Raw genomic sequence first — 15,937 nt, 5'->3', positions numbered from 1 at the left:
AACCAAAGCGCCGGTTCATTAAGGCTCCGCCGTTTAGAGAGTGGGGGGCTAACATAGCTAAAAAAACAGCTCTGCAGCTATATGGTCGGCATATAATTTACCGGTTTGGGTGAGGTAAAAAATATTATTTTTTTGGGTGATCCATTCCTTTTCTAAAAAAGGTTGGGCCGCTTTGAGCAATACATTTGATGATGCCGCGGCAATAATATTTAACTTATCCATGTCCAGCCCCCAGATGGTGCGTAACGAGGTCATGATGTATTCGTTCAGATGGTCGGTCTCGGTCAATAGCTCGGTTTCAGCAGGCAGGTTATTGGTTTGGATAGACTGAATGTATTTGGCATTATTGGCAATGTTCCACTGCCTTATCTCCCCATTGTAAGAATGTGCCGATGGGCCTATCCCCAGGTATTTTACGCCCCGCCAGTAGTTAGAATTATGTTTGGAATAATGCCCCGGTTTACAAAAGTTGGATATTTCGTAATGCTCAAAGTCATGGGTTTGCATAGCCTCCATCAACAGGTTAAACTGCTCTGCGCTTTGCTGGTCGTTCATGGCAGGCTGCTTTTTTTTGTTGATGAAAGCGGCTAATGGGGTTTTAGGTTCAACCGTCATGGAATAGGCTGATACATGTGGTATATTCAGCTCAAAAATCTTATTTAGGTTATGCTTCCACTTTTGTTCGGTTAACAGAGGGTAGCCATAGATCAGGTCGGCAGTAATATTCTCGAACCCGTTATCCTGCGCACGTTTTACTGATGCTTCGGCTTCGCCGGCACGATGTACCCGGTTCATCCATTGCAGGTCGTCATCAAAAAATGATTGAATGCCGATGCTGAAACGGTTAACCGGTGTTTGGCGCAAAGCCTGTAATTTAGCTTTATCTAAATCGTCGGGGTTAGCCTCTAATGTAATTTCTGCATTCGCGGTAACCGAATGTAAGCCGGTTATGGTATCTAATAACAGGTTAATTTCGCCAGCTTCCAGCAGGGAAGGCGTACCCCCGCCAAAGTAAATGGTTTCAATAGCTTCGCCTTTAAAATAATCTTTTTGCAGTTGTATTTCTTTTACTAATGCCTGCAAAAGTTCGTCTTTATATTTTAGTGACGTGCTAAAATGAAAATCGCAATAATGGCAAGCCTGTTTGCAAAAAGGGATGTGTAGATAAATGCCTGCCATTTTGTTACTCGGATATTGTTTTATGAATAGCAAAGGTAAACGCAATTATGGGTTTCTGCAGATTTATGTCGATAAGGATTACCTAATGTCGGCACAAGGGACCTGGAGAATTAGCCTTTTGGAAGTAAGAGAGATTCGATGTAAAGTCAGGATACCTATAAAGCCCTAATCAATAAACCAATAATGGCGGCAACTCCAATAATATAAGGCTCCTGTAATTTTTTCATGGCAATCAAAGCAACCACAGCAGCCAGGGCGATTAACATGGTTGGTATGTCTATAATAGAACGCAATCCGATAATTATTACAGACCCCGCCAAAGCGCCAATTACAGATGCGGTAATACCCTCTACAAATGCTTTGATAGCAGCATTTTTAGCAATCTTTTTAAAGGATGGCGCCAGGGCAACGGTAAACAGGTAGCATGGTAAAAAAGTAGCTAAGGCCGCGATACATGCTCCCGGAAAACCTGCAACCAGATAACCGATAAAACCAACCGTAATAACTACCGGCCCCGGTGTGATCATGGCTACGGCCACAGCATCTACAAATTGGTTTTCGGTTAACCAGCCAAACTCTTTCACAGCACCTCCATGCAGGAAAGGCACAATAGCCAGCCCGCTGCCAAACACAAATGTACCGGCTTTAAGAAAGAACCAGCCGATCTCATGCAAGGTCTTGCCATTATATTTCCAAAACCCGGTACTGATTAAAATTCCGGCAGGTAATATTGCCGGTTTTTTTATCCATTGCGGCGGGGCTTTTATCAGCATATATAAAATGCCACAGGCAAGGAATAACAGGATCTGTTCTTTTTGCGTAATTACTGTAACGGTAACACCAATTATATAAAACAACCATAGCAGCCATTTCGATTTCATGGCAGTTAGTTCAAATTTACTGATCGATTTAATGGTTAGTTTATAGGCGCTTATTCCTATAATCCCTATCACGGCAGCACCTACTCCATAAAACACGGCCTGCATCCAGGCTAAACCGCCATAAAGCTGGTAAGCCATGCCCAATACCACCACCATAATAAATGATGGCAATACAAAAGCCAGCCCGGTTAGTGTCGCGCCGGTTAACCCATAATGCACAAAGCCAATATAGATACCTAATTGCGCAGCCAAAGGCCCCGGCGCCAGTTGCGCAAGTGCCAAACCCTCTTTATATTCATCTTCGGTCAACCAGCCTTTATCTTCAACCAGGTCACGGTGCATATAACCCACTAAAGCTACCGGGCCGCCAAAACCCCATGTACCCAGCTTTAGAAAATACTTAGTGATATCTACTAAAGAATACTCAGCTTTTGTTTTCATCACATCTTCATACCACCTATTGGTTTCTTACCCAATTCATCTAAAGCTGCCCGAAAACCCTGCGCTAATGTAGCGGCATTACCACGGCCGTAATAATGCAGGAAGATCATGTGGGGGGCGTCGCCCAGCATGTGGTTATGTACTGCCACTACTTCTAAATTATGTGCCCGCAAAGTTTTGATCACGCTGTTCACCTCATTTTGTAACATGGCAATATCGCCCGCAATATGGGCATCATCCTGTTTGCCCGCAAATGACGCCCAGCTATTTAAACCGATATTTGTGGTCATTTCCACGTCCATAGCCATCACTTTCACATCGGCTCTGCCAATAGTATATTTGTAAGTAGGGCCATTTACCGCACCCGTATATTTCACAATAGCATCCAATGCCTGAATGTCAAAATTTTCTTTACCGGTTATAGTTGGCGGCGCTGATGGCGCAGGCTGGTTAGCCGGAAATAATTTGCTGTCGCGTATGGTATTGGCATATTTTTTAGCCAGTTCTGCTATAGTTCCCATACCATGAATGTGCATGTAAAATATGCGCGGCTCCTCATAAAAAAAGTGGTTATGGATAGCAGCTATTTCTAATCCATTAGCATGGGCAGCCGAAATTAAAGGGTTCACCTCCTCCATTTGCAATACCGTATCGCTCATTACCATTGCTGATTTTCCGTCAACAGTTTTCTTAAACGACACCCAACCACCAAAACCAAAGGGGATAGGTATAGGCTCGCCTTTGATCTTCATTTTCAGGTCATTGCGTGGCAAGGGTGTAGTGTAAACGGATTCAGCATCTTTATAACTGCCTTTTTTACCTAAAGCAGCGTCAATAGCGGCCATTTCTTCGGGCGTTATTGCTGGTGTTTTCGCCAATGATAAAGAGGCTGCCTCTATTTTTTGTAAGGGCAATAGTAAGGTGGTGCCTAATACGGCAGTAGCCTGCAATGCCTGCCTGCGTGTGAATTTATTTGTTTCCATAGGTTAGTTGTTAGTTATGCAATACTACCTTTTTAAAGGACCTTAAAATTGTATAGATTTAACTATTTGGTATCCTTTTTACTTTTACCGGTGTTTTTTTTATATGCGGAAGGATTTTGTCCGGTCTGTTTTTTAAATATCCTGGTAAAATGGCTCTGGTCAGAAAAACCGGTAAGGTAAGCGATCTCGGTTAACGAATAGGTCGTAGCCTCCATCAGGTTTTTGGCTTTGTCAATGCGTAGTTTCCTGATATAATCGCCGAACGACAGGTTATCAAAGTATTTAGAAAACTCGCGTGACAGGTAGGCTGGGTTAATCTCCAGTTCGTTGGATACCTGCTGCAAACTTAAAGTCATATTAGTATCCAACTGATCTTGTATCATTTCTTTAAGATCTTTTGCCCAATCCGGGGCTTTTTTTGAGTTGCTTTGTTTAATGTATTTATTAAATACTTCCAGCAGCATTTGTTCAACCGGACCCGTCTGGGTATGTTTTAACTGGTGCAAATGCTTTGCCCAACTGTACAGGCCATCATAAATGGTCATGCCCAAACTCAGTAATTCCTGATCGTCTTTGATGTTATACGCCAGTCCGGAAAAGATGGCTTCAAGCCCGGCTGCCTGTGGTGCAAAATCATGCCGGTCGGTATCAGCGCCCCGCACAATGGCAGCTACCCTGTCAAGCGCGGCATCTTTAAGGTGATGTTTCTTTATAAAATAATCAAAGGTACAATGGTCATCATAATGAGTGTACTCAATTCCCGGCAAATCAAACGGCACCGCGTTTAACTCTTTGGCTTTTATCATAACCTCATCAAATGGAACATAGATGATTTCTGCTTCCGCATCAATAAACCGTTTGATGAGCCATGGGCAAGCGATACGGTCGATTTTCGGATGTTCACGGGTGATCCATTTCATGCAGTGCAAATTATAAACAAAATTAGCAGAAAAGAATAATCTGGCTTATAACAGAAATAAACAATAACTTCGATCATTAAATTAAGCTCATACCATATTCAAAAATATCGATTAATCGCCTTATTATCGGGGTTTACAATGTAGTAACTTTGTTAAAAACCAGGCGGTAAACTTGAATGATGATGCGGACAATACATAAGTTTTAATAAATAATAATAGTTAGTTTATTTGACAATGATCTAACGTGGTTGATTTTCAGCCAATTACAATTTTTAGTGTACCAGGGTGTACCCAGGTGTATCAACGTGTACATGGTACAGTACAGTAACAACATTTAACGGGTATAGGTTTATTGCTGCATTTGCTTACTTCACGGGGGGAACTAATTTTTATATCGAATTTAATCATTAAACGCGTTAAAAATTTATTAAAACATTATTGAAGTTAGTTTGTATTATCCTGTGATCGTACCAAACACCCCAACTCATATTGAATTTCTTCATCAATTTTTTGAATTATTCATTACATAAATTCCAAGAGAAATATACTATTCAGGCCCAGCTACTAATGTCTAAAATTAAAAAATCAGAAAAAGATTCCTTGTCTGTAATTAAAATCCCTGTAGCAGGTGAGGTGCCTCTGGAAACGCTTGATGTGGTACTTAAAGTAGCATCTATAGAGGCTACATATAGTCAAGACAGTATGGATAAGATAACCAGCGCCAATGATTTGCTGGTTGACCAGCTGGAAAATGAACTGATACTGGCCCATTTAGAGATTAAGCGTATTGCCGCGGTAGAAAAAGAATTAAACACTAAACTGGATTTTGCCAATCAGGAACTAAATGACCTGTCTTACACAGAAAGAATTATTAATACCCTGCGTGACCCGCTTATCGTAATGGATAAAGATTTAAAGGTAATGCGCTGTACCAGCGGTTTTTATAATAAGTTTAATGTAACCGAATTGGATACCGAAGGGCATTACTTTTTTGATCTGGGTAATCAGCAGTGGAATATTCCTGAACTTAGATATTTGCTGGAAAGCATTTTGCCCGAAAAAAAGGTAGTAAATGATTTTGAAGTTACCCATGTTTTCCCCGAAATAGGGCGCAGGGTAATGTGTTTAAACGCAAGGCAATTAGATAAAGTAAATGGCGGACAACTGATTCTTCTGGATATTGAAGATATTACTGAAAAACGGAAAATAGAAGATGGGCTGTCTGAAATTGAGCTTTTATTCCAGGAAAGCAAGGACCGTTTACAACTGGCTATTGATGCCGCCGGATTGGGCACCTGGGATTACAATACACTAACCGGCGAACTGATTACCGATTCTCGTTGCAATGAGATGTTTGCCCTTTTGCCACTCGATGAAATTAGCTATACTATTTTTATAGCGATGATACATGAAGATGATAGAAAACATGTTGATAAGGTCTTACAGCAAGCACTTAAGGGCGCCAATAATGGCGAATATGAAGAGGAATTTCGTACGGTAGAAACGGTTAATAAAGATTTAAAATGGATAAAGTTTAAGGGTAAAGCTTATTTCAATGCCGAAAACGTTGCTTATCGCCTGGTAGGCACTGCTGTTGATATTACTGTACAAAAAATACTTGACCAGGCAACAAAAGAATTATTGAAAAAAAAGGATGATTTTATGAGCATTGCCAGCCATGAACTCAAAACACCTATTACCACGCTAAAAGCCGCGCTGCAACTATTGGACCGGATGAAGGATAATCCTAACCGGATGCTGCCCAACCTGATTGTACAGGCAAATAAAAGTATGGAAAAGGTAACTACCTTAATAGAAAATTTACTGAACACCAATAAACTGAATGAAGGACAGCTTCATCTTAATAAAACTTCATTTATTATCGCTAAAATGATTGCCGATTGTTGCCAGCATGTTAGGATTGCAGGTATATATAACATCATCACAGAAGGAGATACGGCATTGAAGATCTATGCTGATTCTGATCGCATTGACCAGGTGATAATAAACTTTGTTAACAACGCCATCAAGTATTCCCCCGGTTTTAAAGAGATACACATCAAGGTTGAAAAAGTTAACGGGGTAGCTAAAGTATCGGTTACCGATAATGGCCCGGGTATTCAACCAGAAAAACTTCCTTATTTGTTTGATCGTTATTATCGGGTGGATAGCAGTGGTATGCAGTACTCCGGCCTGGGCCTGGGTCTTTATATTAGTGCCGAAATCATTAAAAGGCACAACGGGCAAATAGGTGTAGACAGCGAAATGGGCAAAGGCAGCACGTTTTGGTTTACCCTGCCCTTAGAATAAGCAGTAGCATGCTTTAATTCCCTATCAGGAATGTGTGTCTCATTCCCATTTCAGCTCAATCAAATGACATGGGTTTTATTTTATGGGGTAACTACAACTTTTATGAGACGGCAATTACCTTGATTTTCGTTTTGCAATTAATTCATACTGTTGGCTTCAGCCAACGGATAAAAGTATATTTTTGCAGCTTATTAACCATTGGTATTATAAATGCGTTTTATTGCTTTGTGCTTTTTGTTTATTGTTAGCTGCCATCTGGCAGGCTATGCGCAAAAAGATACGTCGGCAATTAACCCTATGCGCGCATACCCCGGCGGGCAGGGCGGCATGACCGTACTCGATTCGGTGGTACAGGCAACGGCCGCGCATGAAAAATTCATTGCAGATTCTATTGCCTTTTTATATATCAAATATCCAGATTCGTCACTAAATAAACAGTTTGTAGCCAGGGTATTAAATGAAAATTTATATAAAGGGGTAGCTTTTTTAGATATACCTTTTAAATCAAAAAGCATTTTACGTGACGGCCATGTTCGCCAAACCCGCGATCAATGGATTATTACTATCATAATAGGACTGTTATTATACACAGCGGTATTAAACATTATAATGAATAAGGATATTAAGAATGTATACCTGTCATTTTATAGCAACCGCTCGCTTACACTGGCCGGTAAAGAGGAGAGGCAGATCAATTTTTGGGCCTTTATAGGTTTGTATATATTGTTCAGTTTAACATTTGGGCTCTTTTTATACCAATTAGCTTCCTACAAAAGCATTTATTACAGCATAAGCGGTTTTAGATTATTTACTTCGCTATCATTAATAATTATCGTATTATTTTCCATTAAATTTTTGGTGCTGAAATTTATTGGGTTTGTTTTTGATATACAAAAGCTGGTAAGTGAGTATGTATCTGTACTATATCTAACCTATTTTAATATAGCTTTTGTTTTTTTACCGGTTACTGTGTGTTTTAGCTTGTTGGCAGCACAATATATACCTTATTTACTGGTTATTGCCGTAATATTAATAGTAGTAATTTTTACCTGGCTATACTTAAGAAGCAGTGTAAATATTATTTCGAATTTTCGATTTCATAAATTTTATTTATTTATCTATCTTTGTGCCCTCGAAATTTGCCCTATTTTGATACTAATTAAGGCACTGAATATTAATTTTTAGGTTTTTATATAAACAGAATTGGAAGATAGAAAGAAAAAGGTAAAAAGTATATTGGTTACTTTAGCGAAGCCTGAAAACGATAAAAATCCATATACTGAACTGGCGAAGAAACATAATCTGAAAATTGATTTCAGATCGTTTATACATGTTGAAGGTGTACCGGCCAAAGATTTCCGTAAGGATAAGATCAACCTGGCAGATTTCACTGCGGTAATATTTACCAGCCGTAACTCGGCCGATCATTTTTTCAGAATATGTGAAGAGATGCGTTTTGAGGTACCGGTAGAGATGAAATATTTCTGCCTGTCTGAAACCATTGCGCTGTATCTTCAAAAATATATTCAGTACCGCAAAAGAAAAATATTCTTTGGCAAGCAAACAGCAACAGATCTGGCCGAAGTATTGAAAAAACACTCGAACGAAAAATTCCTGTACCCATGCTCTGATGTAGCTGCCGAAGAAACCCAAAAGTTTTTGTTAGAGAATGGTTATGATTTTACTCCGGCAGTGCTGTTCCGTACGGTTTGTAGTGACTTGTCTGATCTTGCCGATGTGTTTTATGATATCATTGCCTTTTTTAGTCCTTCAAGTATACAATCACTGTATAAAAATTTCCCTGACTTTAAACAAAACAATACCCGTATAGCTGCATTTGGTGCAACAACCCATAAAGCAGTGTTAGAAGCCGGCTTAATTTTAGATATTCCGGCACCTACACCCCCCGCCCCATCCATGACAATGGCAATAGAACAGTATTGCAAGCAGGTAAATAAATAATTTTTCAGCATTTTTTTAACAGGCTTGCAACATATTGAAATTTATGCCGTATAAGCTTCTATTAAATAACAGCAGTTATAAATTGTTAATTTAAAAGAGATTTTTCGTTGTATATAAATTTGTTCTGTTTTTAATTAAATTTCCTTATAGTTTAAAAAATGTTTGAATTTATTATAAAAAACATTTTTTACCATTTGGTGAAGCAAAATTTATATATTCGGGGGTCATTTTGTGTTATATATTTATAACCGGATTTTTATTAATTGAAAATGAAGCAGATATACTTTTTAATAGCAGTTTTAGTTACAGGGATTTTAAGCGGATGCGGTAAAAAAACTGATAGAGGTGAAGTTTTGGGTGCTGATAGAAAGTCGGCACCGCATACCGAGGTGCCTTACGGCATGGCCTATATCCCCAGCGGCAGTTTTTTGATGGGCCAAACAGATCAGGATATAACATTCGCCCAGATCGCTCAAACTAAGCAGGTTACTATACCTGCCTTTTTTATGGATCAAACCGAAACTTCAAACACCCAATACCGGCAGTTTGTTAACTGGGTTCGCGACTCGATAGCTATTACCTCTTATTTAAATGACCCTAAGTATTACATAGGTGCAAATGCTAAAACACCTAACGCTAACCCAACAGGAAAAAAATATATTAATTGGAATTATGTAAAAAGTAACCCAATATGGAGCAGCCGTGCAAAAAAAGGACAGGCTAATACTGCTGCGTCAAAATTGCAAACCATGATGTACCAGGGCGATGACCGTATATTTGACCGTGATGAAATTGATGTACGCCTTATAAAATACAATTATGCAATGCCACTATTGCGCGAGGCGGCTAATTATAAAAACGACAAAAGTAAAAAGAGATCTGACTTTATTTTACGTGATACTGTTGGGGTTTATCCTGATACATTAGTTTGGTTAAGTGATTTTTCATATGCAGCTAATGAGCCAATGGTTGAAGGTTATTTTTCGCACCCATCATTTAAAGATTATCCGGTTGTTGGCGTAACCTGGCGCCAGGCAAGAGCATTTACGGTATGGCGCACACGTTATAATCAAGCTTATAAAGATTCAAGGCACCAACCACATCGCGCACCCTATGAATTACCAAACGAAGCGGAATTTGAATATGCTGCACGCGGTGGCAGGATAGGTACAGATTACCCATGGGGCGGCCCTTATATTAAAAATGCAAAAGGTTGCTTATTGGCAAACTTTAAACCGGGCCGTGGTAATTATTCAGATGATGGCGGTACTTATACGGTAAAAGTAAAATCTTACTTCCCTAATGATTATGGTTTATATAATATGGCCGGTAATGTAGCCGAATGGACCTCATCTGCATTTGATCCATCAGCATCAACATTTGTTAATGACCTGGCGCCAACATTCAACTACGAAGCTAAAAAGAATGAAGCTGAGGTGATGAAACGCAAAGTAGTAAGAGGCGGATCATGGAAAGATATTGGTTATTTTCTGCAAAATTCATCACGTAGTTATGAATTCCAGGATACTGCTAAATCGTATATCGGCTTTCGTTGCGTAACACACTTCCAGGGCCGCGACTTGAGAGATAAAAAATAATTCTTAAAAGTCTTATTAAAAATAAAAAATTTAAACATTTCATTTAATACTAAAACTTAAATACACATTATATTACTATGGCTGGAACTGGAAAAAAACTGCACCCTTATGGAATTAATAACATTGTATCATGGGGTGCAACTGTAGTTATCGTTGGCTTATTATTTAAAATTCAACACTTACCCTTTGGAGGTTTATTTATCTGTATTGGATTAGGTGCAGAAGCTATATTGTTTTTTATATTAGGATTTCAAAGAGAAGAAGTTGAGATAGACTGGACAAAGGCTTATCCGGAGTTGGCGCATGACTATACCGGCGAGCTACCAAAAGCATCAGCAAGAGGCGCAATAGGTGGTGGTGGTGGTTCAACCACTGCTGCACTGGATAAAATGCTGGAAGAAGCTAAGATAGGCCCCGAATTAATTGGCAGCCTGGCAGATGGTTTAAAAACTTTTGGCGATAAAGTTAATTCTATATCAAAGGTTACAGATGCAGGAGAAGCTACCATAGCCTTTACGCAAAAAGTTAAAGCGGCAACTCAAAGCTATGATAACCTTACTACATCGTTCGAGAAAGCTTCTGGTAATTTAATGGAGCTGGCAAATACAAATGTTGATTCGAAAGCCTACCATGACCAGGTAAATAATTTAGCTAAAAATCTTTCGGCCTTAAATGCGGTGTACGAATTGGAGTTGCAAGACTCAAGCGCCCATTTAAAATCAATGAACAAGTTTTATCAAAACCTGTCTTTAACCATGAATAACTTTAATGAATCATTAGAAGATTCTAAACAGTTTAAAGACGAAGTGGGCCGGTTGGCTAAGAACCTGTCGTCATTAAATGCTATTTATGGCAATATGCTTACAGCTATGAACCAGCCACGGCCTGCCTAATTGAGAGACCATAACAAAATTTTTGAACAATAATATATATATAAAAGATGGCTGGAGGTAAACAAACCCCAAGGCAGCGTATGATGGGCATCTTATACCTGGTATTGCTGGGCCTTATTGCCCTTGAAGTACCGGAAAGTTTGCTCGACGCGTTTAAAAACATTAGCGATAGTTTAGTTGCATCTAAAACAAATGTTGAGGTTGGTATTGAGAATACTTTTAATGCATTTGAAAAAACCAAACTTAAGGAGCAACCTGAAAGGGCCAAACCTATTTATGAAAGGGCCAAAAAAGCAAAAAAAATGTCTGATGACCTGAATACTTATGTAGAGTCATTAAAAACAATGTTAAAAGATGCAAGTGGCGGCTTTGACCCTAATACCGATGATTATAAAGGCCGTGAAAATGTGGATATATCAGTCGACCTGATGGTTAACCGAAAAAAGAACGCCTACGAATTGCATAAAAAAATTGATGCTACCAGGGAAGGATTAATTGCATTATTAGATCCAAAAGACCGCAATGGTGCAAAACTGCCATTGCAGGCTCTTCCACCGGCACCAAGAGTTGGTTTCGAGAATAAAAGCTGGGAACATGCTAATTTTGGCGAAGGTATGCCAATGGGTGCGGCTATGACCTCTTTGATAAAGATACAGGCCGATATAAAAAACTCTGAAAACGAAGTAATTAAAAAAATATTAGGCGAAGTTGACCAGGCTGTAGTGAACCTTGATCAGTTTTCGGCAGTAGCAGTTGCCCCAACAAGTTATGTGCTGGTTGGCCAACCTTATACGGCCGAGGTGTTTTTAACCGCGTCTGATTCAAAATCATCTCCGGATATTACCGTTGATGGTGGCAGGTTACCTACCGAAGCCGGCCGTGGTAAATATAGTGGCAGCACCAGTAGTGAAGGTGTACATACCTGGATAGGTACAATATCTGTTAAACAAAATGATGGTACTTTTAAAACTTATAAAACCGAACCGCAAACTTATACAGTAGCAAAACCATCGGCAGTGGTATCGCCCGATAAAATGAATGTATTATATATTGGTGTGCCAAACCCGGTTTCTGTATCGGCACCCGGTGTGCCAAAAGGAGATATTAGAGTAAGCATTACAAATGGGTCTTTAACTCCGGCGGGTAATGGCTATACGGCAGCAGTAACTACGACGGGTACAGCCACTATAACTGTATCTGGTCAGATATCAGGAAAATTAATGACTTTAGGGTCAACTTTATTCCGTGTAAAACGTATACCACCACCAAAGGCAATGTTTGCAGGTAAATCAGGAGGGACAGCAAGCGCTGGAAATATTAAAGCGCAGGACGTTCTTTTTGCAAAGCTTGACGGATTTGACTTTGATGCTAAGTTTAATGTTACCAGATTTACGTTATTAATTGCTAAACCACGCCAGGACCCGATGACTTATTCAGGAACAGGGGCTGAATTAACAACTACTATGCACACGGCATTAAATACGGTTACACCGGGTACAACAGTTGTGTTTAAAGATATTTTTGCCGTGGGCCCTGATGGTACACAGCAAAGCCTTGACAATATTGTATTATTTGCAAATTAAAAGCATATGAAAAAGAAATTATTACTAATTGTACTTTGTTTAGCGTGTGTGACATCATTCGCGCAAACTAAAAAGAAAAAAGGTACTGGTAAGCCGGCACCAAAACAGGTAAACGGGGTTTCAAATAACGCTGTGTCTAAACAATCGTCAACGATTGATACTTCAAAGAAAATAACCGAAGCACCCGTTACTCCGGATGCGGGCCCTGTCAAACCATTTGACAGGCCTTTGGATGGGTATTACAAAAAAACAAATATTCAGAATAACAAGGTAACACCGTATGCCAATGTACGCGAATCGGACGTAGTATTTGCTAAAAGGGTATGGGAAGAAATTGACCTGCGCGAAAAAGTAAACTCTTACCTGGGTTCGCCAAAGGCAAGGTTAATTGATGCTTTAATGGATGCTGTTGCAGCAGGCGAATTAACTGCCTATGACCCTATACCAACAAAAGATGACCCTAACGGCGATAGCTTCGCAACTCCGTTAACCCCGGCTAAAGCAAAAGCCAAAATGGTTGATAGCACGGCTGTTGATAAGTTTGATCCTAAAACGGGCGAAAAAATAAGCTCAAAAATGCAGGCAGGCGAATTTGTTGCCGATAGTATTGTGAAATTTCGTATTAAAGAAGATTGGTTATTTGATAAACAACGCTCTGTTTGGGAACCGCGTATTATTGGTATAGCACCAATGATCAAGCAAAAAGTAGCAGGCTTAAATTTGGATTATCAGCCGGCATTTTGGATATATTTCCCTGCTGCCCGCCAGGTATTGGTTACCAAAGAGGCGTTTAACCGCAGTAATGATGCAACCGACCTAAGCTTTGATGACGTGTTCCTGAAACGCTTGTTTCATGGATACATAGTAAAACAATCAAACGATAAGGATGAACGTATTAAGGATTATGCTACAGGTATAGACCGTTTGTACGAATCTGAAAGAATAAAGAAATCATTAATGGACTGGGAACTTAATTTGTGGCAGTATTAGGAGTTAAGTAAAAATTCAAAATTAAAAAGTCAAAATCTGATAAGGTTTTTGACTTTTTTGCTTTTAAAGGTTTTGTCATTCTGAGCGATAGCGAAGAACTATTCTCTTGAGCGATAGCAAAAAATCTAAAAACTATGCATACGCCGCAGGGCAGATTCTTCGCTATCGCTCAGAATGACAACGAAGGTGTAGGTAGGTGTATATAGTGTATACACTTACCGTATACACCTACATTTTTTGCTTTAGAATGACTTTTGACTTTTTAATTTTGACTTTCTAAACCGCTGCCGCCAAAATATTCTATTATAGCTTTGGCTTGTTTGCCATTAACTACTTCCTGCAATGTTTCGGCATCAGCTTCGCGTATTTTTTTAACGGATTTAAAATATTTAAGCAGCTTTTCGGCAGTAGTTTTGCCTATGCCTTCAATTAGCTCAAGCTCGGTAGCCAGGGTACCCTTATCGCGCTTTTTACGGTGAAAAGTTATACCAAAGCGGTGCGCCTCGTCCCGTAAATATTGAATAACCTTTAGCGTCTCTGATTTTTTGTCGAGGTACATCGGGTATTGGTCGCCGGGATAATAAATTTCTTCCAGTCGTTTTGCTATACCAATTATGGTAACCTGTTTATCAATACCCAATAACTTTAAACTCTTTACTGCAGATGATAGCTGGCCCTTGCCGCCGTCAATTACAATGAGCTGAGGTAACCCGCTGTCTTCATCTAAAACCCTGCGGTAGCGCCTTAAAACAGCTTCTTCCATGGTAGCAAAATCATCAGGCCCTACAACTGTTTTTACATTAAAGTGGCGGTAATCTTTTTTAAATGGCTTACCATCCCTAAATACCACAATAGCCGACACCGGGTACTTGCCCTGAAAATTTGAATTATCAAAACACTCAATATGACGCGGCAGTTGGTTCATGCGCAGGTCCTTCATCATCTGCGTTAGCAGGCGTTCGGTGCGTATCTCGGGGTTAAGTTTTTCGTATTGGTCTATTCGTTCTTTTTTAAAGTACTGTACATTTTTTTGCGACAGGTCAAGCAGTTTCCTTTTCTCGCCTAATTTTGGTACGGTAAACTTTAGAGTTGTGTCGTCAAGGTCGATCTTAAACGGGACAATTATTTCTTTAGATTCGCTGTTGTACCGGCTTCTAAATTCAATTATAGCCAGTTCCAGTAACTCCTCATCGCTTTCATCCAGCCGCTTTTTAAGCTCGATAGTTTGTGTTTGGATGATAGTGCCATTCATCACCTTTAAAAAATTCACAAAGGCAATTTTCTCTTCGGATGCTATGCTAAATACATCCACATCAGTAATAGATGAATTTACAACGGTTGATTTGCTCTGGTAATTCTCCAGCAGGTCAAACTTGCGTTTTAAACGGTGCGCCAATTCATAATTCATGCCGGTGATTGCGTTATCCATCTCTGTTTTCATTTTGCGCAACACTGCACCAATTTTACCGTTCAGGATGTCTTTTATTTCTTCAATGCTGTTGTCGTAGTCATCCTCTGTCTGATAGTTTTGGCAAGGGCCCTTGCAGTTACCTAACTGGTACTCCAGGCAAACCTTAAATTTACCGGCATCAATATTTGGTTTAGTAAGTGCGAGATTACAGGTACGTAAAGGGTAGGTTTCTTTTATCAGCCCTAAAATAGCATGCATCATGCTTACTGAGGCATACGGGCCAAGGTATTTAGAGCCGTCTTTAACTATGCGCCTGGTCCAGAATATGCGCGGGAAATGTTCGTTTTTAATAATGATCCAGGGGTAGGTCTTATCGTCCTTTAGCATTACATTATAGCGCGGCTGGTGCTTTTTGATCATGCTGTTTTCCAGCAGCCAGGCATCAATTTCTGTATCAACAATGGTAAACGTAATGTTGCGGATCTTTGATACCAAAACTTTTGTTTTGGCATTTACATTAATGTCTTTATTAAAGTAAGAGGTAACCCGGTTGCGCAGGTCCTTAGCCTTACCAATATAAATAAGCTCCTTATCCTCGTTCCAATACTGGTATACACCGGGTTTATGGGGTATATTTTTTAATGCCGCTCTGTAATCGAATTTTTCCATTTCTATTTAACTACGTCATTGCGAGGAACGAAACAATCTCTGCAACAGACAGTCAATATGATAAATTTCATTGCTATGCAGATATCAATTATGGTACTAAACCAATATTGCGGACAT

Annotated in this window: 12 protein-coding genes; 7 read left to right on the top strand and 5 right to left on the bottom strand. The window is 39.5% G+C overall.

Annotated elements, in window-relative coordinates; genetic code table 11:
• Positions 1–57: 57 nt before the first annotated feature.
• The 4 genes from hemW to JWR23_RS08510 form a co-directional block, all read right to left on the bottom strand.
• A complete protein-coding gene (hemW, locus tag JWR23_RS08525) occupies positions 58–1,179 on the bottom strand; it encodes a radical SAM family heme chaperone HemW (RefSeq protein WP_299515290.1) in 1,122 nt (373 codons plus the stop codon).
• A 155-nt stretch (positions 1,180–1,334) separates the two neighbouring features.
• Positions 1,335–2,501, bottom strand: a complete 1,167-nt coding sequence (locus JWR23_RS08520; protein ID WP_299515289.1) for a chromate transporter — start codon at positions 2,499–2,501, stop codon at positions 1,335–1,337.
• The gene (locus JWR23_RS08515) at positions 2,501–3,484 is read right to left on the bottom strand and encodes a DUF1259 domain-containing protein (RefSeq protein ID WP_299515288.1); all 984 of its coding nucleotides are present in this window, start codon (positions 3,482–3,484) and stop codon (positions 2,501–2,503) included. Before JWR23_RS08515 ends, JWR23_RS08520 begins: the two co-directional genes overlap by 1 nt.
• A 62-nt stretch (positions 3,485–3,546) precedes the next feature.
• Positions 3,547–4,404: a chromate resistance protein ChrB domain-containing protein gene (locus JWR23_RS08510; protein ID WP_299515282.1), complete on the bottom strand. Its 858-nt coding sequence runs from the start codon at positions 4,402–4,404 to the stop codon at positions 3,547–3,549.
• 567 nt (positions 4,405–4,971) lie between these two features.
• On the opposite strand from JWR23_RS08510, the gene JWR23_RS08505 reads away from it, so the two are divergent.
• The 7 genes from JWR23_RS08505 (at position 4,972) to gldN (ending at position 13,740) form a co-directional block, all read left to right on the top strand.
• Positions 4,972–6,714 (top strand): sensor histidine kinase, encoded by a 1,743-nt coding sequence (locus tag JWR23_RS08505; RefSeq protein ID WP_299515281.1) that lies wholly within the window; start codon positions 4,972–4,974, stop codon positions 6,712–6,714.
• A gap of 210 nt (positions 6,715–6,924) precedes the next feature.
• Entirely contained in the window at positions 6,925–7,899 is a 975-nt protein-coding gene (locus tag JWR23_RS08500) for a DUF4271 domain-containing protein (protein ID WP_299515280.1), read from the top strand.
• A gap of 18 nt (positions 7,900–7,917) precedes the next feature.
• Complete coding sequence (locus tag JWR23_RS08495; protein WP_299515279.1) at positions 7,918–8,676, top strand: uroporphyrinogen-III synthase; 759 nt, start codon at positions 7,918–7,920, stop codon at positions 8,674–8,676.
• Positions 8,677–8,945: 269 nt separating this feature from the next.
• Positions 8,946–10,274, top strand: a complete 1,329-nt coding sequence (locus tag JWR23_RS08490; RefSeq protein WP_299515278.1) for an SUMF1/EgtB/PvdO family nonheme iron enzyme — start codon at positions 8,946–8,948, stop codon at positions 10,272–10,274.
• 77 nt (positions 10,275–10,351) lie between these two features.
• On the top strand, positions 10,352–11,167 hold the full coding sequence (gene gldL / locus JWR23_RS08485) for a gliding motility protein GldL (protein WP_299515277.1): 816 nt from the start codon (positions 10,352–10,354) through the stop codon (positions 11,165–11,167).
• Positions 11,168–11,214: 47 nt separating this feature from the next.
• Positions 11,215–12,750, top strand: a complete 1,536-nt coding sequence (gene gldM / locus JWR23_RS08480; RefSeq protein WP_299515275.1) for a gliding motility protein GldM — start codon at positions 11,215–11,217, stop codon at positions 12,748–12,750.
• 6 nt (positions 12,751–12,756) lie between these two features.
• On the top strand, positions 12,757–13,740 hold the full coding sequence (gldN, locus tag JWR23_RS08475; RefSeq protein ID WP_299515273.1) for a gliding motility protein GldN: 984 nt from the start codon (positions 12,757–12,759) through the stop codon (positions 13,738–13,740).
• Positions 13,741–14,002: 262 nt separating this feature from the next.
• Here the strand turns inward: gldN and uvrC are convergent, their stop codons facing one another.
• Complete coding sequence (gene uvrC / locus JWR23_RS08470) at positions 14,003–15,820, bottom strand: excinuclease ABC subunit UvrC (protein WP_299515271.1); 1,818 nt, start codon at positions 15,818–15,820, stop codon at positions 14,003–14,005.
• Positions 15,821–15,937 lie beyond the last annotated feature (117 nt).

Source organism: Mucilaginibacter sp. (assembly GCF_028288205.1).
Lineage (GTDB): Bacteria > Bacteroidota > Bacteroidia > Sphingobacteriales > Sphingobacteriaceae > Mucilaginibacter.
The sequence above is the reverse complement of the archived record's forward strand: the minus strand, read 5'-3'. Positions and strand labels throughout refer to the sequence as shown.

What these genes read in the sequence shown, in the direction of transcription:
- hemW (WP_299515290.1), bottom strand. Translation starts at nt 1,179, where the DNA reads ATGGCAGGCATTTATCTACACATCCCTTTTTGCAAACAGGCTTGCCAT.
- JWR23_RS08520 (WP_299515289.1), bottom strand. Translation starts at nt 2,501, where the DNA reads ATGAAAACAAAAGCTGAGTATTCTTTAGTAGATATCACTAAGTATTTT.
- JWR23_RS08515 (WP_299515288.1), bottom strand. Translation starts at nt 3,484, where the DNA reads ATGGAAACAAATAAATTCACACGCAGGCAGGCATTGCAGGCTACTGCC.
- JWR23_RS08510 (WP_299515282.1), bottom strand. Translation starts at nt 4,404, where the DNA reads ATGAAATGGATCACCCGTGAACATCCGAAAATCGACCGTATCGCTTGC.
- JWR23_RS08505 (WP_299515281.1), top strand. Translation starts at nt 4,972, where the DNA reads ATGTCTAAAATTAAAAAATCAGAAAAAGATTCCTTGTCTGTAATTAAA.
- JWR23_RS08500 (WP_299515280.1), top strand. Translation starts at nt 6,925, where the DNA reads ATGCGTTTTATTGCTTTGTGCTTTTTGTTTATTGTTAGCTGCCATCTG.
- JWR23_RS08490 (WP_299515278.1), top strand. Translation starts at nt 8,946, where the DNA reads ATGAAGCAGATATACTTTTTAATAGCAGTTTTAGTTACAGGGATTTTA.
- gldL (WP_299515277.1), top strand. Translation starts at nt 10,352, where the DNA reads ATGGCTGGAACTGGAAAAAAACTGCACCCTTATGGAATTAATAACATT.
- gldM (WP_299515275.1), top strand. Translation starts at nt 11,215, where the DNA reads ATGGCTGGAGGTAAACAAACCCCAAGGCAGCGTATGATGGGCATCTTA.
- gldN (WP_299515273.1), top strand. Translation starts at nt 12,757, where the DNA reads ATGAAAAAGAAATTATTACTAATTGTACTTTGTTTAGCGTGTGTGACA.
- uvrC (WP_299515271.1), bottom strand. Translation starts at nt 15,820, where the DNA reads ATGGAAAAATTCGATTACAGAGCGGCATTAAAAAATATACCCCATAAA.